Annotated in this window: 17 protein-coding genes; 13 read left to right on the top strand and 4 right to left on the bottom strand. The window is 64.3% G+C overall.

What is annotated here, in order from left to right; all coding sequences use genetic code 11:
• Positions 1-6 precede the first annotated feature (6 nt).
• Together G3545_RS07355 and G3545_RS07350 are read right to left on the bottom strand one after the other, a co-directional pair.
• The gene (locus G3545_RS07355) at positions 7-1767 is read right to left on the bottom strand and encodes an ABC transporter permease subunit (RefSeq protein ID WP_170011272.1); all 1761 of its coding nucleotides are present in this window, start codon (positions 1765-1767) and stop codon (positions 7-9) included.
• Positions 1768-1896: 129 nt separating this feature from the next.
• The gene (locus G3545_RS07350; protein WP_170011270.1) at positions 1897-2136 is read right to left on the bottom strand and encodes a hypothetical protein; all 240 of its coding nucleotides are present in this window, start codon (positions 2134-2136) and stop codon (positions 1897-1899) included.
• A 716-nt stretch (positions 2137-2852) separates the two neighbouring features.
• On the opposite strand from G3545_RS07350, the gene guaB reads away from it, so the two are divergent.
• A complete protein-coding gene (gene guaB, locus G3545_RS07345; protein WP_170011268.1) occupies positions 2853-4343 on the top strand; it encodes an IMP dehydrogenase in 1491 nt (496 codons plus the stop codon).
• A gap of 198 nt (positions 4344-4541) precedes the next feature.
• Here guaB and G3545_RS07340 read toward each other — a convergent pair whose 3' ends face one another.
• On the bottom strand, positions 4542-4991 hold the full coding sequence (locus tag G3545_RS07340) for a low affinity iron permease family protein (RefSeq protein WP_170011266.1): 450 nt from the start codon (positions 4989-4991) through the stop codon (positions 4542-4544).
• Positions 4992-5152: 161 nt separating this feature from the next.
• Between G3545_RS07340 and G3545_RS07335 the strand changes: the two genes are divergently transcribed.
• The 9 genes from G3545_RS07335 (at position 5153) to G3545_RS07295 (ending at position 13416) form a co-directional block, all read left to right on the top strand.
• The gene (locus G3545_RS07335) at positions 5153-5635 is read left to right on the top strand and encodes a ferritin-like domain-containing protein (RefSeq protein ID WP_170011264.1); all 483 of its coding nucleotides are present in this window, start codon (positions 5153-5155) and stop codon (positions 5633-5635) included.
• Positions 5636-5865: 230 nt separating this feature from the next.
• Entirely contained in the window at positions 5866-6294 is a 429-nt protein-coding gene (locus tag G3545_RS07330) for an MAPEG family protein (RefSeq protein WP_170011262.1), read from the top strand.
• Positions 6295-6307: 13 nt separating this feature from the next.
• Entirely contained in the window at positions 6308-7606 is a 1299-nt protein-coding gene (locus G3545_RS07325; RefSeq protein ID WP_170011260.1) for an RsmB/NOP family class I SAM-dependent RNA methyltransferase, read from the top strand.
• Positions 7607-7681: 75 nt separating this feature from the next.
• Positions 7682-7906: a hypothetical protein gene (locus G3545_RS07320; RefSeq protein ID WP_170011258.1), complete on the top strand. Its 225-nt coding sequence runs from the start codon at positions 7682-7684 to the stop codon at positions 7904-7906.
• Positions 7907-8158: 252 nt separating this feature from the next.
• Positions 8159-9730 (top strand): glutamine-hydrolyzing GMP synthase, encoded by a 1572-nt coding sequence (gene guaA / locus G3545_RS07315; protein WP_170011255.1) that lies wholly within the window; start codon positions 8159-8161, stop codon positions 9728-9730.
• A gap of 433 nt (positions 9731-10163) precedes the next feature.
• A complete protein-coding gene (locus G3545_RS07310) occupies positions 10164-11399 on the top strand; it encodes an MFS transporter (RefSeq protein ID WP_170011253.1) in 1236 nt (411 codons plus the stop codon).
• Between the two features lie 147 nt (positions 11400-11546).
• Positions 11547-12344, top strand: coding sequence for a DJ-1/PfpI family protein (locus G3545_RS07305; protein ID WP_170011251.1), 798 nt, complete (start codon positions 11547-11549; stop codon positions 12342-12344).
• 4 nt (positions 12345-12348) lie between these two features.
• Positions 12349-13098 carry an alpha/beta hydrolase gene (locus G3545_RS07300; RefSeq protein ID WP_170011249.1) on the top strand — a complete coding sequence of 250 codons (750 nt, stop codon included), beginning with the start codon at positions 12349-12351 and terminating at the stop codon, positions 13096-13098.
• 12 nt (positions 13099-13110) lie between these two features.
• On the top strand, positions 13111-13416 hold the full coding sequence (locus G3545_RS07295) for a putative quinol monooxygenase (RefSeq protein ID WP_170011247.1): 306 nt from the start codon (positions 13111-13113) through the stop codon (positions 13414-13416).
• A gap of 110 nt (positions 13417-13526) precedes the next feature.
• Here the strand turns inward: G3545_RS07295 and G3545_RS07290 are convergent, their stop codons facing one another.
• Positions 13527-16412: a winged helix-turn-helix domain-containing protein gene (locus G3545_RS07290; protein WP_170011246.1), complete on the bottom strand. Its 2886-nt coding sequence runs from the start codon at positions 16410-16412 to the stop codon at positions 13527-13529.
• Positions 16413-17031: 619 nt separating this feature from the next.
• Here G3545_RS07290 and G3545_RS07285 point away from each other — a divergent pair.
• The 3 genes from G3545_RS07285 to G3545_RS07275 are packed head-to-tail and all read left to right on the top strand — an operon-like array spanning position 17032 to position 20238.
• Positions 17032-17466, top strand: coding sequence for a heme-binding protein (locus G3545_RS07285; RefSeq protein ID WP_170011245.1), 435 nt, complete (start codon positions 17032-17034; stop codon positions 17464-17466).
• Positions 17467-17516: 50 nt separating this feature from the next.
• A complete protein-coding gene (locus G3545_RS07280; RefSeq protein WP_170011244.1) occupies positions 17517-17978 on the top strand; it encodes a (2Fe-2S)-binding protein in 462 nt (153 codons plus the stop codon).
• Between the two features lies 1 nt (position 17979).
• Positions 17980-20238, top strand: coding sequence for a molybdopterin cofactor-binding domain-containing protein (locus G3545_RS07275; protein ID WP_170011243.1), 2259 nt, complete (start codon positions 17980-17982; stop codon positions 20236-20238).
• Positions 20239-20242 lie beyond the last annotated feature (4 nt).

Genomic DNA, 20242 nt, shown 5'->3' with positions numbered 1-20242 from the left:
GAATGGTCAGTCGAGACGCAGGCGGCGTTCCGCGAAGACGTAGAGCGGACGCCAGAGGGTGCGGTTGAAGAGGGTGACGAAGAGCGACATCACCGCGATGCCGAGGACGACCCGCGGGAAATCGCCCGCGTCCGTCGCCTTGGCGATGTAGGAGCCAAGGCCGAAGGCCTCCAACCTGGTGTTACCCCAGCTCGCCACCTCGGCGACGATGCTGGCGTTCCAGGAGCCGCCGGAGGCCGTAAGAGCGCCGGTGACGTAATAGGGAAAGATCCCCGGCAGCATGACGCGCCGCCACCAGGTCCAGGAGCGCAGTTGGTAGACCGAGGACACCTCGCGCAGATCCGTCGGAAATGCGCTTGCCCCGGCGATGACGTTGAACAGGATGTACCACTGGGTGCCGAGCACCATCAGCGGCGACAGCCAGATATTCGGATTTGCCCCGGTCGCGACGATCGCGATGACGGCGAACGGGAAGAGCACATTGGCCGGGAACGCCGCGAGGAACTGGGCCAAGGGCTGGACACGCTCGGCGACAGCGGGTCGCAAGCCGATCCAGACGCCGATCGGCACCCAGATCAGGCTCGCCACGGCGATCAGCACGATCACGCGCACCAGCGTGACGAGGCCGCTGCTCAGGGCCTCCCATGCATCGCCCCACGACAGGGTCTGGCTCGCATAGGACGCGGCAGCCCAGACCCCCCATGCGCCGAGGGCGGTGATCAGGCCGAGCCAGGCATAGTCGAAAACCCTGGTCGTCGCGGTCCGATCGCGTCGCCTGATCGGCAGGACGTGCCGTGTGGTCGACAACCGGACAAGCAGCAGGCGGTCCCACACCGAGGTGATGGGCGCGGTCAGGCGCTTGAGGAGGCGCGTGCGCCGGATCAGCGCATAGACCCAGGAGCGGGGCTTTTCCTGGCCTGCCGTCTGCTCGAAGCGGAACTTGTCGGCCCAGGCGACGACCGGCCGGAACAGGAGCTGGTCGTAGAGGGCGATGACAATGGCCATGGCCAGCACCGCCCAGGCCACTGCGGCAAAATCCTGCTTGCTGATGGCAACCGCCAGCCAGGAGCCGAGGCCGGGGAGCTGGACCGTGGTATCGCCAACGGTGATCGCCTCGGAGGCGACGACGAAGAACCAGCCGCCGGACATCGACATCATCGTGTTCCAGACCAGTCCGGGGGCGGCGAAGGGAGCCTCGAGCCGCCAGAAGCGCTGCCAGGCCGAGAGGCCGAACCCGCGGCTGACCTCGTCCAGATCGCGCGGCACGGTCCGCAGCGACTGGTAGAAGGAAAAGGCCATGTTCCAGGCCTGGCTGGTGAAGATCGCGAAGATCGAGGCGCACTCGGCGCCGAGCTGGCTTCCCGGGAACAAGCCCATGAAGAAGGTCACGGTGAATGTGAGGAATCCGAGCACCGGGACGGATTGGAGGATGTCCAGCGCGGGGATGATGACCATCTCGGCGCGGCGGCTCTTCGCCGCCAGGGTCGCGACGACGAAGGTGAAGATCAACGACGCGATGATCGCCGCGAACATCCGCAGCGTCGTGCGTAGCGCGTATTCGGGCAGAAGTGCGGGATCGAGCGAGACCGGCGCGCTCGCCAGCCCGGCGAGCGGGGACCGCATGCCGGCGACCCCGTGAACCGCGAGAACGGCCAAGGCTACAATCAGCGCGAATGCGACGAGGTCGTAGCCGTTGGGAAGGATGCGGGCACGCACCAGCGCGGCGACGGCGCTGTGTTCCCGGCGGTCGTTGGCAAGAAACACCATGCTGGACCTCAGGGGGAAACGAGGGACAGGAACGGGGCACGCCCGAGCGAAACCGCTGCCGCGGCCGAATTATTCGGCCGGGTCGTCCACGGAATGACCGTCGAAGGAGCGAGGGATTGCGGAAGGGTCCTACGCGACCAGGCAATGACGGGCGCCACGACTGACGCCCTCGTCGGCATTGCTGCCGGGCTCGTAGGTCCAGCGGGATTCCAGCCGCCCATTCACAGGATTGGACCGCCAGATGGCGATGAGGACCGGGCGCGGCATTGCCCGCACCCGGACACTCTCCGGCGCCTGGATAGTGAGGGCGATGGCCCGCGCGGATACGGATGCCGCGACCCTGCCGCGGAAGGGAATGACGTTGTTCATGACTCACCTCCTCGACCCAAAGCGGGCCCGGGAGGCGAGCCGGACAGGCGAGAGCATGTTTCGCAAAAGTCGGAAGACTTTTGCGATCAGAACATGCTCCAGCTCATTGACCCTGGAGCACTATCTTGCCGCTCGGATGAAATCATCCGAGCGGCAAGATAGTGCTCCAGGCCCGACCGATGCTCGCCCGGCGGGTTCCGCCAGGAGCAGTCCAGGTTGACTGGGTGCCTGTCCGGCGGCGGCTTGACGCCACGGCCGGACAGCTACTCGGGTAGCTGTCCATTTGCCTTGTTCAGTCGGTTGCTCTGAATTGGCCAACGCGGCGCTGGCGCTGCCAAGCCATGGCCTTATCTGTCAGTGGTCGCTCTGGGGCGTCAATTGGACCATCAGATGCAGCATTTATACGATGGTGTCCCGACGATCGGGCTCGCCACCCGGCATCTGACCCGGTCGCTCGCGTGCCCCGTGCCCTCGCACCCCGGGAGCGGCGGATCGCGCGTCCATCCGAGCAGCTTCTTCGCTCGGGACCGCTGCGCAACGCATTGCTCACATGCGCAATATGGGTCGCTGAAGCCTAGGAATGCGCTGCAGCGCGTGGTATGAGCCCTCGCCAACTCGACCGAGCGTGGCAATCATTCCATAGCTGCCGCGCTCCGCTCATATCCACACATCGGGCGAGGCGGAATGTGCCGCCGCCCCTCAGAAGGGAGTTGGCGATGCCGGTATCCGACGGGCTCGCGCGTGAGGCGCTTACCTTCGACGACGTGCTGCTGAAGCCCGGCCTGTCCGACGTCATGCCCGGACAGGCGGATGTGCGTTCGCGCGTCACCCGCTCCATTTCCCTCAACATTCCGATCCTGTCCTCGGCCATGGATACGGTGACCGAATCGCGGCTCGCCATCGCCATGGCGCAGGCCGGCGGGCTCGGCGTGATCCACCGCAATCTCGAGCCTGAAACCCAGGCCGAGCATGTCCGGCAGGTGAAGAAATTCGAGTCCGGCATGGTGGTGAACCCGGTCACCATCTATCCGGACCAGACGCTGGCCGACGCGCTGGCGTTGATGAAGGGGCACTCCATCTCCGGCATTCCGGTCGTGGAGCGCGGGCCGAACGGGCGCGGCGGCCGGCTCGTCGGCATCCTCACCAATCGCGACGTCCGCTTCGCCACCAATCCCGGCCAGCCGGTGGCCGAGCTGATGACCAAGGACCGCCTCATCACCGTGCATGACGGTGTCGACCAGGCCGAGGCCAAGCGCCTGCTGCATCAATACCGCATCGAGAAGCTGCTGGTGGTGGACGAGGATTACCGCTGCGTCGGCCTCATCACCGTGAAGGACATCGAGAAGGCGGTCGCCAATCCTTACGCCGCCAAGGACGAGCAGGGCCGCCTGCGCGTCGGCGCCGCCACCACGGTCGGCGAGGATGGCTTCCGCCGCACCGAGCTGCTGGTGGAAGCCGGCGTCGACCTCGTGGTGGTCGATACCGCCCATGGCCATTCCCGCAAGGTGCTGGACCAGGTGAGCCGCATCAAGCAGCTCTCCAACAAGGTGCAGATCCTCGCCGGCAACATCGCCACCGGGGAGGGCGCCCGCGCCCTCATCGATGCCGGCGCAGACGCCATCAAGGTCGGCATCGGCCCGGGCTCGATCTGCACCACCCGCATCGTCGCCGGTGTCGGCGTGCCGCAGCTCACCGCCATCCTCGATGCCGTCGAGGTGGCGCACCGCAGCGATACCCCGGTGGTCGCCGATGGCGGCATCAAGTTCTCCGGCGATCTCGCCAAGGCGCTGGCGGCAGGCGCGGAATGCGCCATGATCGGCTCGCTGCTCGCCGGCACCGACGAGAGCCCTGGCGAGGTCTATCTCTATCAGGGCCGCTCCTATAAGTCGTACCGCGGCATGGGCTCGGTCGGCGCCATGGCGCGCGGTTCGGCGGACCGCTACTTCCAGGCCGAGGTGAAGGACACGCTGAAGCTGGTGCCGGAAGGCATTGAGGGGCAGGTGCCGTACAAGGGCCCGGTCTCCGGCGTGCTTCACCAGTTGGTCGGCGGCCTGCGCGCCGCCATGGGCTATGTCGGCGCCGCCAATATGGAGGAGATGCGGGAGAAGGCGCAGTTCGTGCGCATCTCCGGCGCCAGCTTGCGCGAAAGCCACGTCCACGACGTCACCATCACCCGCGAGAGCCCGAATTATCCCTCGCGGGCGTGAGGGCGCTCGCGCATGAGCCTCGTTCACAACGAGCGGACCAAGCTTTTCGCCAATGCGTTGGACCGGGCGTCGACGGCGTGTTTTGCCGTCGGCGTCTGTGGTCCTGCCCATCATGGTGATGGTGGGGGCTACTTTGCCCTGCGCCGCCTGCACGAGCGCTCATTCCCGCCGGGCCATCCCGGCGAGTGAGGCGACGCGTCAGGCTGCGGCTTTTGCCGTCCCGCCGGCCTTTCGCGCCTTCTCGGCCATCGCCTCGAACTCGGCGCGCAACTCCTCCAGCGCATCGTCGTCCAGCTCTTCCAGATCCAGCAATATCTCCCGCGGCCCCTCCAGCTTGGAGATCAGCTCGTCGAGCTTGATCTGCAGCGCGGCGGTGTCGCGGTTCTGGCTGTTCTGGATCACGAATACCATCAGGAAGGTGATGATGGTGGTCGAGGTGTTGATGACCAGCTGCCAGGTGTCGTTGAAGCCGAAGATCGGCCCGCTCAGCCCCCACACCACGATGATGCCGAGCGCCACGATGAAGGTGATCGGCTTGCCGGAATAGGCCGCGACTTTCTGCGAGAAGCGCGTGAACGCCGAGCGCCGTTGCTTGCCCGACTGGCGCGCCCCGCTCTGCTTCGCGGTGGTAACCGCCTGTTTCGCCATGGTCCCTCCGGCGTGCTGCCAGATAACGGCGAAGACGCCCATGCCGTTCCATGGCACCGATGCGGAAGGCTGTTCGAAAAGGCAGGAACACTTGACGTAACGCCGCGTTTGCTCCGGCGACGCGCACTCCGCGCGTCAAGAATTACGGGTGAGGCACGGTCATGAAAGACTTGAACGATCTTTTCGTCCATCTGCTGAAGGACGTCTATTACGCTGAGAAGCAGATCCTCAAGGCGCTGCCGAAAATGGCGAAGGCGGCGCAGACGCCGGAGCTGAAGAAGGCGTTCGAGACCCATCGCGAGGAGACCGAAGGCCAGGTGGAACGCCTGCAGCAGGTGTTCGAGATGATGAACAAGCCGGCCCGCGGCGTGAAATGCGACGCGATCGAAGGGCTGGTCGACGAGGCCAAGGAGGTGATGGAGGAGGCCGAGGCGCCCGAGGTGATGGATGCCGGCCTGCTCGCCTCCGCCCAGGCGGTCGAGCATTATGAGATGGCCCGCTACGGCACGCTGATCGCCTGGGCCGGCCAGCTGAAGATGCCGGAGGCCGCCAAGCTGTTCGAGGCCAATCTCGCGCAGGAGAAGAACGCCGACAAGGTATTGACCGAGCTCGCGCTGCGTTCGGTGAACCGCAAGGCGGCGTAAGTGATCTGCGTGAACATCCTTCGAGGCCGACCTGCGGTCGGCGCCTCAGGATGAGGTCGCACTAAATGACGAACCTCATCCTGAGGTGCGAGCAAAGCTCGCCCCGAAGGATGCTGAAGCAGAACGCCCTCGCTCCCGGAATCACATAGCCTCACAAGGCCCCGCGGCACATCCCACGGGGCCTTCGTCGTGCCGGCACCTCGCCCCAGCTTCCCAGGAGAAAAGACCCGATGTCCATTCCCGCCGTGCTGCTCCCGGTGTTCGTGCAGGTGGCGCTCACCTTTGCCCTGCTGATCTGGCTCGGCCCCGTGCGCTACCGCGCGGTGCGCAACGGCACGGTAGGCGAGGGGGCGAGGCTCGACGACCGCGCCTGGCCGCCCGAGGCACGCCAGGCCGGCAACGCCTTCCGCAACCAGTTCGAACTGCCGGTGCTGTTCTATGCCATCGTCGCCTTCGCCCTCATCACCCGCAAGGCGGACCTGCTGTTCGTGATACTGTCCTGGGTGTTCGTGCTCTCGCGCATCGTGCACGCCTTCGTCTACGTCACCTCGAACGAGATCCGCCTGCGCTTCCCGGCCTATCTGGTGGGCGTGATTGTACTTCTGGCGATGTGGGTGCTATTCGCCCTCGCTATCATCTTTGCCCCCATCATCCCGTGATCGCGTACCCGCCATGACGCCTGCCGCGCGGCTTGCCGCTGCCATTGAAGTCTTCGCCGCCGTTGACACCGCGCGCCGGCCGGCCGCCGACGTGCTGAAGGACTGGGGCCGCGACCACCGCTTCGCCGGTTCCGGCGATCGCGCAGCCATTGCCGGCCTGGTGCATGACGCGCTGCGCCGGCGTGCCTCGGCGGGCTTTGTGCTGGGCGGGGAGGATGCCCGCGCCGTGTTGCTCGGCACGCTTCGGCTCGCCCGCGGGCAGGACGCCGAGACGATTGCCGGCCTGTGCGACGGCAGCCGTTTCGCCCCGGCGCCGCTCACCGATGACGAGCGCGCCCGGCTGGAAGCTGCCAGCCTCGAAGGCGCACCCGCTCATATTGCCGGCGACTATCCGGAATGGCTGGACGCCCATCTCGCCGCGGTGTTCGGCGACGAGAGCGCGGCCGAGGGCGCCGCGCTCGCCGAGCGCGCCCCGCTCGATCTGCGCGTCAACACGCTCAAAGCCCTGCCGGAGAAGGCCGCGGCCGCGCTGGCGCATCTGGAGCCGAAGCCGGGCGAATGGTCGCCGCTGGCGCTGCGCGTGGTGCTCAGTGCCGACGGCAAGGCGCCGCCGCTCACCTCCGAGCCGGCTTATCTCAAGGGCCAGGTGGAAATCCAGGACGAGGGCTCCCAGCTCGCCAGCATCCTCGCCGCCCCGCCGCGCGGCGGGCAGGTGCTGGATCTGTGCGCCGGCGGCGGCGGCAAGACGCTGGCGCTGGCGGCCTTGATGGACAATGCCGGCCAGCTCTACGCCTATGATGACGACATGCGCCGCCTCGCGCCGATCCATGACCGGGTGAAGCGTGCCGGCGCCCACAATGTCCAGGTGCGCACCCCGCGCGGCAAGGCCGACGTGCTGGAGGACCTGGAAGGCCGCATGGACCTGGTGCTGATCGACGCGCCCTGCACCGGCACCGGCACCTGGCGTCGTAACCCGGACGCCAAATGGCGCATGCGCCCCGGCGCGCTGGCCGAGCGCATGCGCGACCAGACCACCGTGCTGGATGCCGCCGTGCGTCATGTAAAGCCGGGCGGGCGGCTCGCCTACATCACCTGCTCGCTGCTCGACGAGGAGAACGGCACCCAGATTCGCCGGCTGCTCGCCGCCAACCCGGATTTCCGCGTCATCCCGCCGGCCGAGGCTGTACTGGCGCTGGGCGCCCGTGGCCCGGCTCTCGCACAGGCGGCGCTGGTGAGCGATGAGGGCCTGCTGCTGACACCGCGGCGCACCGGCACGGATGGATTCTTCGTCGCCATGCTGCAACGAGCCTAAGTCAGTCTCGACGTCACCCCGACACCGCCCTAGATTCCGTGTCGGGTCGTTGAACCCGCATGCGGAGAGAGTGCCATGGGCCTGATTCGGCTGATCATTATCCTCATCATCATCGTCGGCGGCTATTGGGCCTACTATGTCTTCATGGCGAACGACCCCTATGACAATATCGGCGTTGCCATCAATTCGCATTTGCCCAAGCAGGCCCGTGCCTATGGCTGCGCCGAGCTGTTCAAGCGCCATTCCAGCGTGACCGCGGCCCCCGACGGCTGCGACGGCCTGTGGGGCGACAAGATCTGAGCATCGTTCTCCCTCTCCATTCGCCGTCATCCCGGCCGAAGCCCGAAGGGCGCAGAGCCGGGATCGCGTGAAATCCCGTACAACACCTTCCTGCGATCCCGGATATGGCCTCACGGCCATTCCGGGATGACGCCAATGGGGGCTTCCCGTGGATTTCCCGACCATCCGTAGGGACAAGCCCTGAGCCGCATGCAAGGCTGCTTGGCCATGAAGGCGCTGGACGCACGGCCCGGCGCTCATTAGAAGCCTGTCATGACAGCACTCGACGCACCCGCACAGCACGACACCATTCTCATCATCGACTTCGGTTCGCAGGTGACGCAGCTCATCGCGCGACGGGTCCGTGAGACCGGGGTCTATTGCGAGATCCACCCCTTCCAGCACGCGGCCGAGGCCTTCGAGCGGCTGAAACCCAAGGGCGTGATCTTCTCCGGCGGCCCGGCCTCGGTGATGGATGAGAACAGCCCGCGCGCGCCGCAGGCGGTGTTCGACAGCGGCGTGCCGATCCTCGCCATCTGCTATGGCCAGCAGACCGCCGCGCTTCAGCTCGGCGGTGTGGTGGAAGGCGGCCATGCCGCCGAGTTCGGCCGCGCCGATGTCGAAATCCGCGAGCCGAGCCCGCTTTATGCCGGCTTCTGGGAAGTGGGCCAGCGCTATCCGGTGTGGATGAGCCATGGCGACCGCGTCACCGTGCTGCCCGAGGGCTTCGTCGTCGCCGGCACCTCCGAGAACGCCCCCTTCGCCATTGCGGTGAACGAGGAGCGGCGCATCTACACCACCATGTTCCACCCCGAAGTGGTGCACACGCCGGACGGCGGCAAGCTGCTGGCTAACTTCGTGCACAATATCGTCGGGCTGAAGAGCGACTGGACCATGGCTGCCTTCCGCGAGGAGGCCATCCGCCGCATCCGCGAGCAAGTGGGCTCGGAGCGGGTGATCTGCGGCCTGTCCGGCGGCGTCGATTCCTCGGTCGCCGCGGTGCTGATCCATGAGGCGATCGGAGACCAGCTCACCTGCGTCTTCGTCGACCACGGCCTGTTGCGTCTCGGCGAGGCGCAGAAGGTGGTCACGCTGTTCCGCGATTCCTACAACATCCCGCTGGTGCATGTGGACGCCGGCGACATGTTCCTGAACGCGCTCGACGGCGTCACCGACCCGGAAGTGAAGCGCAAGACCATCGGCAAGCTGTTCATCGACGTGTTCGAGGAAGAGGCGCGCAAGATCGGCGGCGCCGCGTTCCTCGCCCAGGGCACGCTCTATCCCGACGTGATCGAGAGCGTGAGCTTCACCGGCGGTCCCTCTGTGACGATCAAGAGCCACCACAATGTCGGCGGCCTGCCGGCGCGCATGAACATGAAGCTGGTGGAGCCGCTGCGCGAACTTTTCAAGGACGAGGTGCGCGCGCTCGGCCGCGAACTCGGCCTGCCGGAGATCTTCGTCGGCCGCCACCCGTTCCCCGGCCCCGGCCTCGCCATCCGCTGCCCCGGCGAGATCACCCCGGAGAAGCTGGATATTCTGCGCCTCGCCGACGAGATCTATCTCGAAGAGATTCGCCGCCACGGCCTCTACGACGCCATCTGGCAGGCCTTCGCAGTGATCTTGCCGGTCAAGACAGTGGGCGTGATGGGCGACTACCGCACCTACGACTACGTCGTCGGCCTGCGTGCCGTCACCTCGGTCGACGGCATGACGGCGGACTTCTACCCCTTCGAGATGCCGTTCCTGGCCCGCGTGTCGACGCGGATCGTCAACGAGGTGAAGGGGGTGAACCGGGTCGTGTACGACGTGACGTCGAAGCCGCCGGGGACGATCGAGTGGGAGTGACGATACAAGCGGCGGCAATAGCGTAGTTTCGGCGGCGGTTTTCGCCGTAGCTTGTTGCCGCTTTCGTCCGTATTTGACTCCCGTCGGGCTGGCGCTCTCCATTCCTGCCTTCGCAGTCCGATTTGCGCGCATTTCAAGATGATGTAAGGCCGCTTCGAGGGGTGGGAGCACTCTAGCGTAGAAGGGCGCACACAAAAGCGGGTCTGCTTCGCGCCGCTTCACGTCATTGCCCTGGTAGCGGCCGCATCCCGAATGCGGACATTCGAGAGACAGCACGTCTTCATGGGTGGGCCGCATCCATCCGACAGTATTCGCCGGTGTCCAGGATTGTCACGAACCTTGCACGGGTTGCAGGCAGAGATACGTTGCGAACGGTCCATCTGCCCAGCGATACGATTGCCGGATTTTCGATCCCGACAAAGGAAGTGCCTTAGTGAAGGGAACGGACTTCGCCGAGTTCAGGAACGGATGGCGGCTGGTTCTGGCCGGCCTGCTTGGAACGACTTTGGGCATGCCCGCCATCCCGTTCTATACGATCGGCGTCTTTGCGCCGATCTTCGCGAAAGAATTCGGCTGGTCGTTCGCGACGATTTTTGGCGGTCTGTCGTTGTTGGCCGGTTCAGTTCTGATCGTCGGGCCATTTTTCGCGACATTGATCGACAGATTCGGCGCGCGCCTGGTGGCATCGGTCTCCCTGCCGTGCCTCGGCCTGAGCTACATGACGCTCGCGGCATCGAACGGTTCGGTCGGACAATATTATCTCTCTTGGCTGGCTATCGCGATCTTTGGGTTGGGAGCGACCCCAGTCGTCTTCACGCGAGTGATCAACAGCGCGTTCGAGGAGCGCCGCGGTCTTGCCCTTGGCATCGTGTTGTCCGGCGCGGGCCTGTTCGCCTTCGTCGTAAAACCACTGGCCCAGTTGTTGATCGAGACGGGCGGATGGCGCGTGGCGATACTCGTGGTGGGCGCAATGCCGGTGCTCATCGCGTGCCCGATGGTTCTCTGGGGCTTCGCTGGGCTGCGAAGCAGGAATGTCGGCGCGGGGCCGGCGGCGAGAAAAGCGTCGGAAGGCATGACCGCTCGCGAAGCTTTCCGCTCTCGCTCTTTCTGGCTCCTGGCCATCGTCTTCATCCCGATGTCGCTCGCCGTCGCGGCGCCGCTGCCCAACATCGAGAACATACTTCGCTCATTGCGCCTGTCGCCGACCGAAGTCGTCCAGCTCGCCTCGCTCGTCGGAATAGCTGCCGTGGCCGGCCGGCTGCTTGGTGGCGTTCTGGTCGATCGCTTCTGGGCGCCTGCGGTGGGCACGGTCATATTGACGTTGGGCGCGGGCGCCTGCCTCATCCTTTCGCTGGACCATGTGAGCTTCTCCATGGCCTGCATTGCCATTCTGCTGCTCGGCCTGACGTCCGGCATAGAATTCGACCTGATGGCCTATCTGGTCGCTCGCTATCTCGGAATGCGGAGCTATGCCACGACCTACGCCACCCTGTACGGCATCTTCGTGGTGGGCGCTTTCGTAGGGCCTAGCCTGTTCGGTTACGCGTTCGACAGCACGGGCACCTATTCGGCAATCCTCGAAGCCTGTGCACTGCTGCTCATCGGTGGCGCGGCAACGGTTCTTTTCCTGGGGCCTTATCCGATCCGGAAAACCGAGGCCTCCGCGTAACGTCGCCGGGCCGATGCCTGCCGCTACGACCCGCTTCGGCTTTTACCTCTTTTAACCAGCCGTCCTGCAGCCGCCGCGATATCGTCTCCGCAGTTCCCGGATGGCCGGCTTCGGTCCGCCACCACCGCGAAACATCAGGAGGCTTCCATGGGCAAGGGCAAAGTGGTGGTGCTGGGGTCGAACGCCACCCGGATCGAAATTCAGGGAGGCGGCACCGGTCCGACGGGACAATATCTCAACGAGACTGTAGTGCCGATGATGGCGCTTGTCGGAGCGGGTTATGAAGTTCTGCTCGCCACCCCTTCGGGCGCCAAGCCCTATATCGACCCGGCGTCCGATGCGGTCCAGCATTTCGGCGGCGACGAGGCGGCGTATCGGCGTGGCAAGGATTTCTTCGCCAACGATCCATCGACGAACCAGGGCCGCACCTTGCGATCGGTGATCGAGGAGGGGCTGGACAACTATGCAGGCGTGTTCGCCCCGGGAGGGCAAGGGCCTGTCGTCGACCTGATGCAGGATCCCGACGCGGGCGAGATACTTCGGCATTTCCATGCGGCCGGAAAGCCCACCGCGCTGCTCTGCCACGGCCCGATCATCTCGATCTCCGCCTTGCCTCGGGCGAAGGAATTTCGCGCGGCGCTGATTCAGGGCGACCGCGCCAAGGCAGCCGAACTTGCGAAGGGATGGCAGTACGCCGGCTACCGGATGACAGTCTATTCGGGCAGCGAGGAGAAGCCCATCGAGGACAACATCCTGCACGGCAAGCTCTATTTTCATATGCCCGAAACTCTGGACCTCGCAGGCGCCAAAACCACGGTGGGCCCGGATTTCGAACCCCATGTGATCGAGGACCGCGAGCTGATCACCGGGCAGAACCCCCGCTCGGACCACCCGATCGCCGCCGCCCTGATCGCGGCGCTGGATCGGAAGCGCTCTGGAGTTTGAAACGATGAAACGCTCAATCTGGGTATTGGTCGCCGCCATGATCGCTATTTCTCCAGTCGCCTCCGTTGCCGCCGACAAGCCCGTCTCAATCGTCCTGGTGCATGGCGCGTTCGTCGACGGCTCCGGCTGGCAGGCCGTGTTCGACACCCTGACCAACGACGGGTATGAGGTGCTGGTCGTCCAGAACCCGACCATCAGCCTCAGTGGCGACGTTGCGGCCACAGAGCGTGTTATCGCCGCGGCGAAACATCCGGTGATCCTCGTCGGCCATTCCTATGGCGGCATGGTTATTACCGAGGCGGGCAATAACCCCAAGGTGCAGAGCCTGGTCTATATCGCAGCCTTTGCGCCGGACTCCGGGGAGTCGGTGGCATCGCTTGCGGAACAGCCGGTTCCGGCTGGAGAATCGGCCGCACCGCTGTTGCCACCCAGTGACGGCTACCTGCTCGTCGACCCGGCGAAATTCCCGAAAGCATTTGCAGCCGATGTCGACACCTCGATTACAGGCTTCATGGCCGTGGCCCAGGTTCCGTGGGGTCTGGAGGCGGTGCAGACTCCGATCAACAAGGTCGCGTGGAAGGGCAGGCCCACGCATTTCATGGTCACCACGAAAGACATGATGATCCCTCCGACGTCCCAGCGGGGATTCGCCAAGCGGGCCGGTGCTGTAACCGTCGAGATCGACAGCAGCCATGCCGTGATGCTCTCGCATCCCAAAGAGGTCGCAGCCTTCATCGAGACTGCCGATAAATAGCGGAGTCTGATCATGCCGCACGTCAAGACCATAGCCACTTTGCTCGCCAAGCCGGGCAAGGCCGGAGAACTTGAGGCATTACTCTTCGGCATGGCGCCCCACTGCAGGACGGAGCCCGGCAATCTGCGGTGGGATGTCTGGCGGGATCAGGCGAAAGCCGACCGCTATATTCTCGATGAACTCTATGTCGACAATGCCTCGGTGGCGGCGCACCGCGAGACGCCGCACTACAAGAACTACCTGTCGAAAATACCCGACCTCGCCGAGCGGAGCGCCTTCGTCCTCGATCCGGCTCTGGTTGCGAACAAGAACGGCTAGAGCATTTCCCGATCAGATGGAATCATCTGATCGAAAGGGAATTGCTCCAGTCTATTGAATCTAGAGCCCTTATCGTTCGGATGTTCCATCCGAACGATAAGGGCTCTAGTTCAGGATGCGCCGGTGCGCAGGGCGGTGTCCCGCCGCCCGAGAGATTTGAGCAGTCGACGCGCCTTCGCCACGTTCACGCAAGGTAGTACGTCATCAAATTCCGCGCAGACGGGTGACAGCAGTTCGGCTGCCGCCACATGCCGGTCGGTTTCCACCCACAGTTCCGCCAGGGCCGTCGAGGCACGGAGCCGGAAGAAAAGTGCACCGCTTTCCCTGGCTGTCTCGGCGGCGAGCAGAAGCGTTTCAGAGGCGCCGGACAGGTCACCGTCCAGTCGCTGCAGAAGCGCGCGCACGCGCAGCAGTTCCGGCCTGGACCAATGCTCGTCCTGCCGGTCGGCACGGTCGAAGGCGGCGCTCAGGCTGTCGCGGGCGAGCGCGATGCGCCCGTGACGCAACGCGGCTTCCGCGAGGATGGTGAGATAGACTGGCACCCGAACGAGAAAGTTGCTGGCGACGAGTTGCTCGATCGCCAGGCGCATCGTGTCGACGCCTTCGGCGTCGCCGTCCATGCTTCCCACGGCGCCGTCATAGAAACGACAGACCGGCCGCCAGATCGCGATTTCGCGCAAGGCAAGATTGTGGGCGAGCGTCGCAACATGTCGGCGTGCAATCTCCGTCTCACCTGACCAGAAAGCGAGAGGAAGAGCCGCCTGAGCAAGGGCGTTGCAAAGCGAGACCATATGGTCGCGCGCAAGACTGTGGTCGAGCGCGTCCTGGAGCGCCGCCGTCGCTGCGCCGCGGTCTCCGGCTACCCAGGCCGTCATCGCCAGCGCCACCCGGATCGATACGAACCGGTCCATCTGGAAGCGGGCGACGCCCGAGCGCTTGGCGGTGGTCGCATGTTCTCGCACGAGCCGCTTCAGCTCATCGTGCGCTCGCCGGACCTCGCCGCAGTAGAAGACGGCCGTCAGCCTGACGCGCTCTCCCTCCGCGACCGCCGGTCGCTCGCTTTCCTGGCCGGCAAGTTGGGCGAACTGCCTGAGCGTGGCGATCGCCTGTCGGTGCCGCCCGGTGAAGCTTTGCAATATGCCAAGGCCCCACAAGGTGCGGAGCTGGTAATCGACATTGCCGATCTCGTGCGCCAGGCGGTTGCCCTCCATCCACGCCGCGTCGGCTTCCGGACCGAGATGGTCGGAGAAATTGAGACCCGAGGCATAGGACGCTATGAGCTTCATCCTGACGGCGGGGTCGCAGCGCGACAGGGCTTCGGCGGATTGCAGCGCCCGTTCGACACGTCGCCGGCTCTCGGCGACGGTCGACAGTTCGTCCCAGAGCGGTATAGCGGCGCCGGTGAGACGCACGCCGACCTCGGGGTTCGCGCCATCGCCGAAGGTCCAGTCGATTGCGTTGCGAAGATCGTTCGTTCGCGGCTCGTAGGAGGCGGTCCATTCGTTCCTCGGCCGCCACTGCCACTCCGACTCGGCGTGCTCGAACAGCCGGAGAAGATAGCGCGCGTGGCTGGATCGGGCGTCGGCGGCCTCTCCAGTCGCCGCCAGCCGTTCGGCCGCGAAGCTGCGGGTACTGTCGAGCAGCCGATAGCGCGGCCCGGCGGCATCGTGCGCGGTCGACAGGAGCGATTTCGCCGCCAGGCTTTCCGTGCACACCGCGATCTCCTCGATGCCTCGGCCGAGGTGCTCGGCCACGCCGATGACATCGGAGAGAGAGAAGCCCGCCGAGAAAACCGACAGGAGACGCAGAAGTCGGGCCTCATTCCTGGAAAGGAGCTGGTAGCTCCAGTCGAGCGTCGCGAGCAGGGTCTGGTGCCGCGGCGGAGTTCCATCGGAACCGGCGACAAGCGGCTCGAAACTGTGTTCGAGAAGACCGAGCAAGACCGACGGTCTTGAAACCGGCAGCCGCGATGCGGCGAGTTCGATTGCAAGCGGGATTCCGTCGAGGCGTCGGCATATGGCTGCAACGACGGGCGTGTCCGCGTCGTCGAGCCGGTAGCCGTACGCCTCGCTTGCCCGCCTCACAAAGAGCTGGACGGCCGGGAAGGTCAGGGCGTCAGTCGGGTTTTCGCCGCCGTGCTCATCCGGATACGGGAGCGGGGACAAGCGATAGACGCTCTCCGACCGCGATCGAAGCGGCTCCCGGCTCGTGGCGATGATGTGAAGACCCGGAAGCGCCAGCGTCAGATGTTCCGCGATCGCCGAAGCGGTGCTGAGGACATGCTCGCAATTGTCGAGCACGAGCAGCATTTCGTCATTGCGCAGTGCTTCGACGATACCGGCAAGCATGTTCGTCCATTTGCCGCCGATGCCGAGCGATGCCGCTATCGTCGCGTCCACGAGTTGAGGGTCGCCGATGACGGCGAGATCCACGAAACAAACGCTGTCCCGATGCCGGTTGAGAAGGCGTGTCGCCGCGGCGATGGCGACAGTCGTTTTGCCGACTCCCGCCGGGCCGACAACCGTCAGGAATCGGCACTCCGGAAGCCTGGCGACAAGGTCTGCGATGACGTCATCGCGACCAATGACTTCCCCGAGGCGGGGCAGTTCCCGGACAGGGGCCTTGGCCGCTTCGGAATGGAGTTGCGGCTGATCGTCTCCGTAGATGCGCAGCGGGGCGACGAAGCGGTAGCCGCGCCCGGTCACGGTGGCAATGCACGACAGGCCTGAAGCCGTTCGCGGAAGAGCACGGCGCAACGCGGCGATATTGACCTTCAGATTGCTCTCGTGGACGAAGGTGTCCGGCCAGACGAAACGCATCAGCTCATCCTTGCCGACGACTTCCCCCGCATGGCTGACCAGTAAGTTAAGCAGATCGAGAGCTCGGCTTCCTACGCGCAACGGCTTGTCGCCAAGCATCAACAATTGCCGGTCTGGAATGAACCGATAATCACCGAAGCAATATGTCTTGCCGCCTGGTCTGTCGGATCGTTGCATGTCTCTCGAATGACTCTGTCGTGAACGGCTGTTGTCGAACTGTGCCGAACCGAATCTGGCGGAACGCACCCAAGTCTCAGTGTGGTGAACTTTGGGGTGTTGGCGAATTTAAGCTCCTTTTACCCTGGCGCTACCCGCACGTGAGTTTAGCTCAGCAAGACGACACGTCCCAGACGACGATGGGAGGAGAGAACGTGAAAGCGGCACGCCTGCACGAATACGGGAAGGCTCCGGTCCCGAAGGACGTCCCGGTTCCCGACATCCTGGGCCGATGAGACCGGTCAAGGTCGAAGCATGCGGCATGTACCGATCCGATGTCCAACTCGTGGACGGCCGGCCTCAAGAACTTCGGCGGTTTTCCTGCCTATGGCGAGCTCGGCCGAGGCGAGCAATGCGCCAGTTTTGAATTTACATCTTTTAACCGAAGCTCCCGGCGCCCTGATGCTAACTGTTCTCCTGGGCAATACGGAACGGCGAATGCGGTTGTCCCGGATGAAAGTCGTCTGCTGCGCTAGTAATCGTTCGGTTGAGACCCGGTTGTCGATAGCTATTGGCGGCTGCCTCTCGTTGCGGTCGTGTCGGCCGGCGGACTGAACTCGGGTCGAGAGAAAGGGGATGCATGCCTCGCACGCTCGATACACTGACGCTGGCGGATGCAAAGCAGATGCTCTCGGCCGGCGAGGCCAAGGCAGCGAGCCTCGGCATTCCCTACAATATTGCGGTGGTTGATGCCGGTGGCGCCCTCATCGCCTTCGCACGCCAGGACGGCGCGCTTGCGGGAAGCATCGATCTCGCGATCGGCAAGGCGAAGACGGCGCGCATGTTCGACAAGACGACGGATTATCTCGCCGAGTTGGCTCAGCCCGGGGCGCCGCTGTTCGGGATAGAGCGGAGCAATGGCGGCAATGTCGTGATCTTTGGCGGCGGCCTGCCGGTGAAGGTTGGCGGCCAGATCGTCGGCGCGGTGGGTGCCAGCGCGGGTTCGGTCGAACAGGACATTGCGGTGGCCGGGGCGGCAGCCGCGGCCATCAGCCAGAGCACGGCCTCGTCGTAGGCCATGCTCGCGGCAACGAACAGCAACGTCTACTGAGGGAAGGCGTCGGTATGATCGAACTAACCGTCAATGGGATAAAACACCAAGTAAACGTCGTCACAGAGATGCCTTTGCTCTGGGTTTTACGCGATGAACTGGGTATCACGAGCCCCAAATATGGCTGCGGAATAGCTCAGTGCGGCGCCTGTACGGTGCAGATTGACGGAGCCGCCGTCCGCTCGTGCCAGGCGCGTATGGCTGATGTCGCAGGAAAGGCGATAGTCACCATCGAAGCGGTCGGCAACGGAAAGCTGCATCCTGTGCAGGAAGCCTGGATCGAGCATCAGGTACCGCAATGCGGCTACTGTCAGACCGGCCAGATCATTCAGGCGATTTCACTGCTCAAGGCGATTCCCAAGCCGACCGACGAAGACATCAACGAGGTCATGTCGGGAAATCTCTGCCGATGCGGCACCTATGAGCGCATTCGCGTTGCGATCCACGCGGCCGCCGAGAAGATGGGGGGGAAATGACATGGGCGAAATGCCAGGTCTTTCGCGCCGTACCTTCGTTTTCGGCTCCGTCTCGGTCGCTGGTGGCGTCGCCTTCGGTCAGTATGGTCAGGCGCAACAGGCACCGTCTTCCGCTGCCGCGACGAATCCGCTGATGGCGGATCTCGGTCCGAATTCGGTTACATTCAATCCGTGGGTCGAGATCAGTCCGGAAAAAATCACGCTGATTGCCCAGCATGCCGACAAAGGCCAAGGCGTCGGCTCCATCCAGCCTCTCATGATCGCCGAGGAGTTGGACGTCGAGCCGGGCCAATTCGAGATTCGCTTCGCCGGACCTAGTCCCGCCTATTTCAACACCGGCTTTGCCCACGAACTCGCGCCCTTCATGGCGCCGGACCAAAGCCCCGAAGCGGAGAAGGCTCGCGCGGCGGCGCTGGAATGGCTGAGGAAGGCTGGCCTGCAGATGACCGGTGGCTCCAGTACGATTCCCGACACTTACGAGAAGCTGCGCATGGCCGGCGCGATCGCGCGGGAAACGCTGAAGGCGGCCGCAGCCAGGCGCAGCGGAGTCGCGGCGGCCGACTTACGCACTGAGGCCGGAAACGTGATCCTGCCGAACGGGACAAAAATTCCCTATGTCGCGCTTTCGGCCGATGCGGCGAAGATCACGCCGGTCGTGGTCGCCAAGCTCCGCGAGCCATCACAATGGCGATTTATCGGCAAGCCGATGGAGCGGCTCGACATCCGTCCGAAAGTCACCGGCGAAATGAAGTTCGGTATCGATCGGAAGATGGACGGCATGGTGTACGCGGCCGTCAAGCTGAACCCCAACAAGGGTCAGCCGATCAAGTCCTACGACGCAAGCAAAGCTCAGTCGATGCCAGGGGTCCAGAAGATCCTCAAGGTATCGAATGGCATCGCGGTGATCGCGACGAACAGCTGGTACGCGATGCAGGCGGCCGAGCTTGTCGACTGCGTATGGGAGCCGAGCAGATATCCGGCCGAGCAGGCCGACCATTGGAAAACCGTGGCCTCATCCTTCACTCCACAGTTCCTCGCCAAGGAATGGCGCAACGACGGGAATATCGACGCTGGATTGAAAGACGGGACGCTGATCGAGGCGGAATATCGCGCACCCTATGTGGGCCATCAGCCGCTGGAGCCGCTCAACGGCATAGGCATCGTTACCGACAAGGGAATGGAAATCTGGGTTGGCCACCAAACGCCGCAATCCGTGCAGTACATCGCGGCCACGGCGATCGGCATGAAGCCGGAACAAGTGACCTTTCATAACGAATGGATGGGCGGCAGCTTCGGGCATCGGCTCGAATTCGAGAATATCAGAGTGCTTGCCGAGATCGCGAACCAGCTGCGCGGGACGCCGGTGAAGCTCATCTTCTCGCGGGAGGAGGACTTCCTGCAGGACATTCCCCGGCAGATCGCGATGGGCCGCTGCAGGGGAAGCGTCAAGGATGGAAGGATCGTCGCGGCTGATTTGCAGGTGGCCGCAACAGCGCCGTTCAAGGAGCTCTTGGCAAGGATGGGCTCACCCTCGAAAGACCCCGATGGCCAGCTGGGGGTCGGAATCTGGAACGTTTACTACGACATCCCGAATTACCGGGCGACAAGCTTCGAAGTGCAAGGACTGTCACCCTCCACGACCTGGCGGTCCGTAGGGGCATCCGCCAATGGATTCTTCACCGAGGGTTTCATCGACGAATTGATTCACGCCGCGGGGCTCGACCCGCTCACGGCGCGCATCGCGATGTGCAGGATTCCGATCTACCGGAAGCTGCTGGAAACCGTTGGCGAGATGGCGGACTGGAAGGGCCCGCTTGGAAGCGGAAAGGGCCGCGGCGTTGCGTTTGTCGAGTCGTTCGGAACGGCCGTCGCCGAGATCGTCGAAGTGACTATGACCGACGCGGGCATCAAGATCGACAAGGTCTGGGTGGCAGCCGATGTCGGCAAGGTGGTGGATCCTGTCAACTTCCAGAATCTCGTCCAGGGCGGCGTCGTCTGGGGTCTTGGCCACGCCATGAACTGCGAACTCACCTATGCCAAGGGGGCGGTACAGCAGACGAACTACAACCACCACGAATCCATGCGCATGTATCAATGCCCGGTGATCGAGGTGCGCGGTCTTGAGAACGACTACACGGTCAGGGGCATCGGGGAGCCACCCGTGCCACCTGCGGCGCCAGCGCTGGCCAATGCCATCTTCGCCGCGACGGGCAAACGCATCCGAGAAATGCCTTTCAACAAATTCGTCGATTTCGTGTGAGGGC

Origin of the sequence: Starkeya sp. ORNL1 (assembly GCF_012971745.1) — a bacterium.
GTDB lineage: Bacteria > Pseudomonadota > Alphaproteobacteria > Rhizobiales > Xanthobacteraceae > Ancylobacter.
This window is presented reverse-complemented; position numbering and strand designations above follow the sequence as displayed.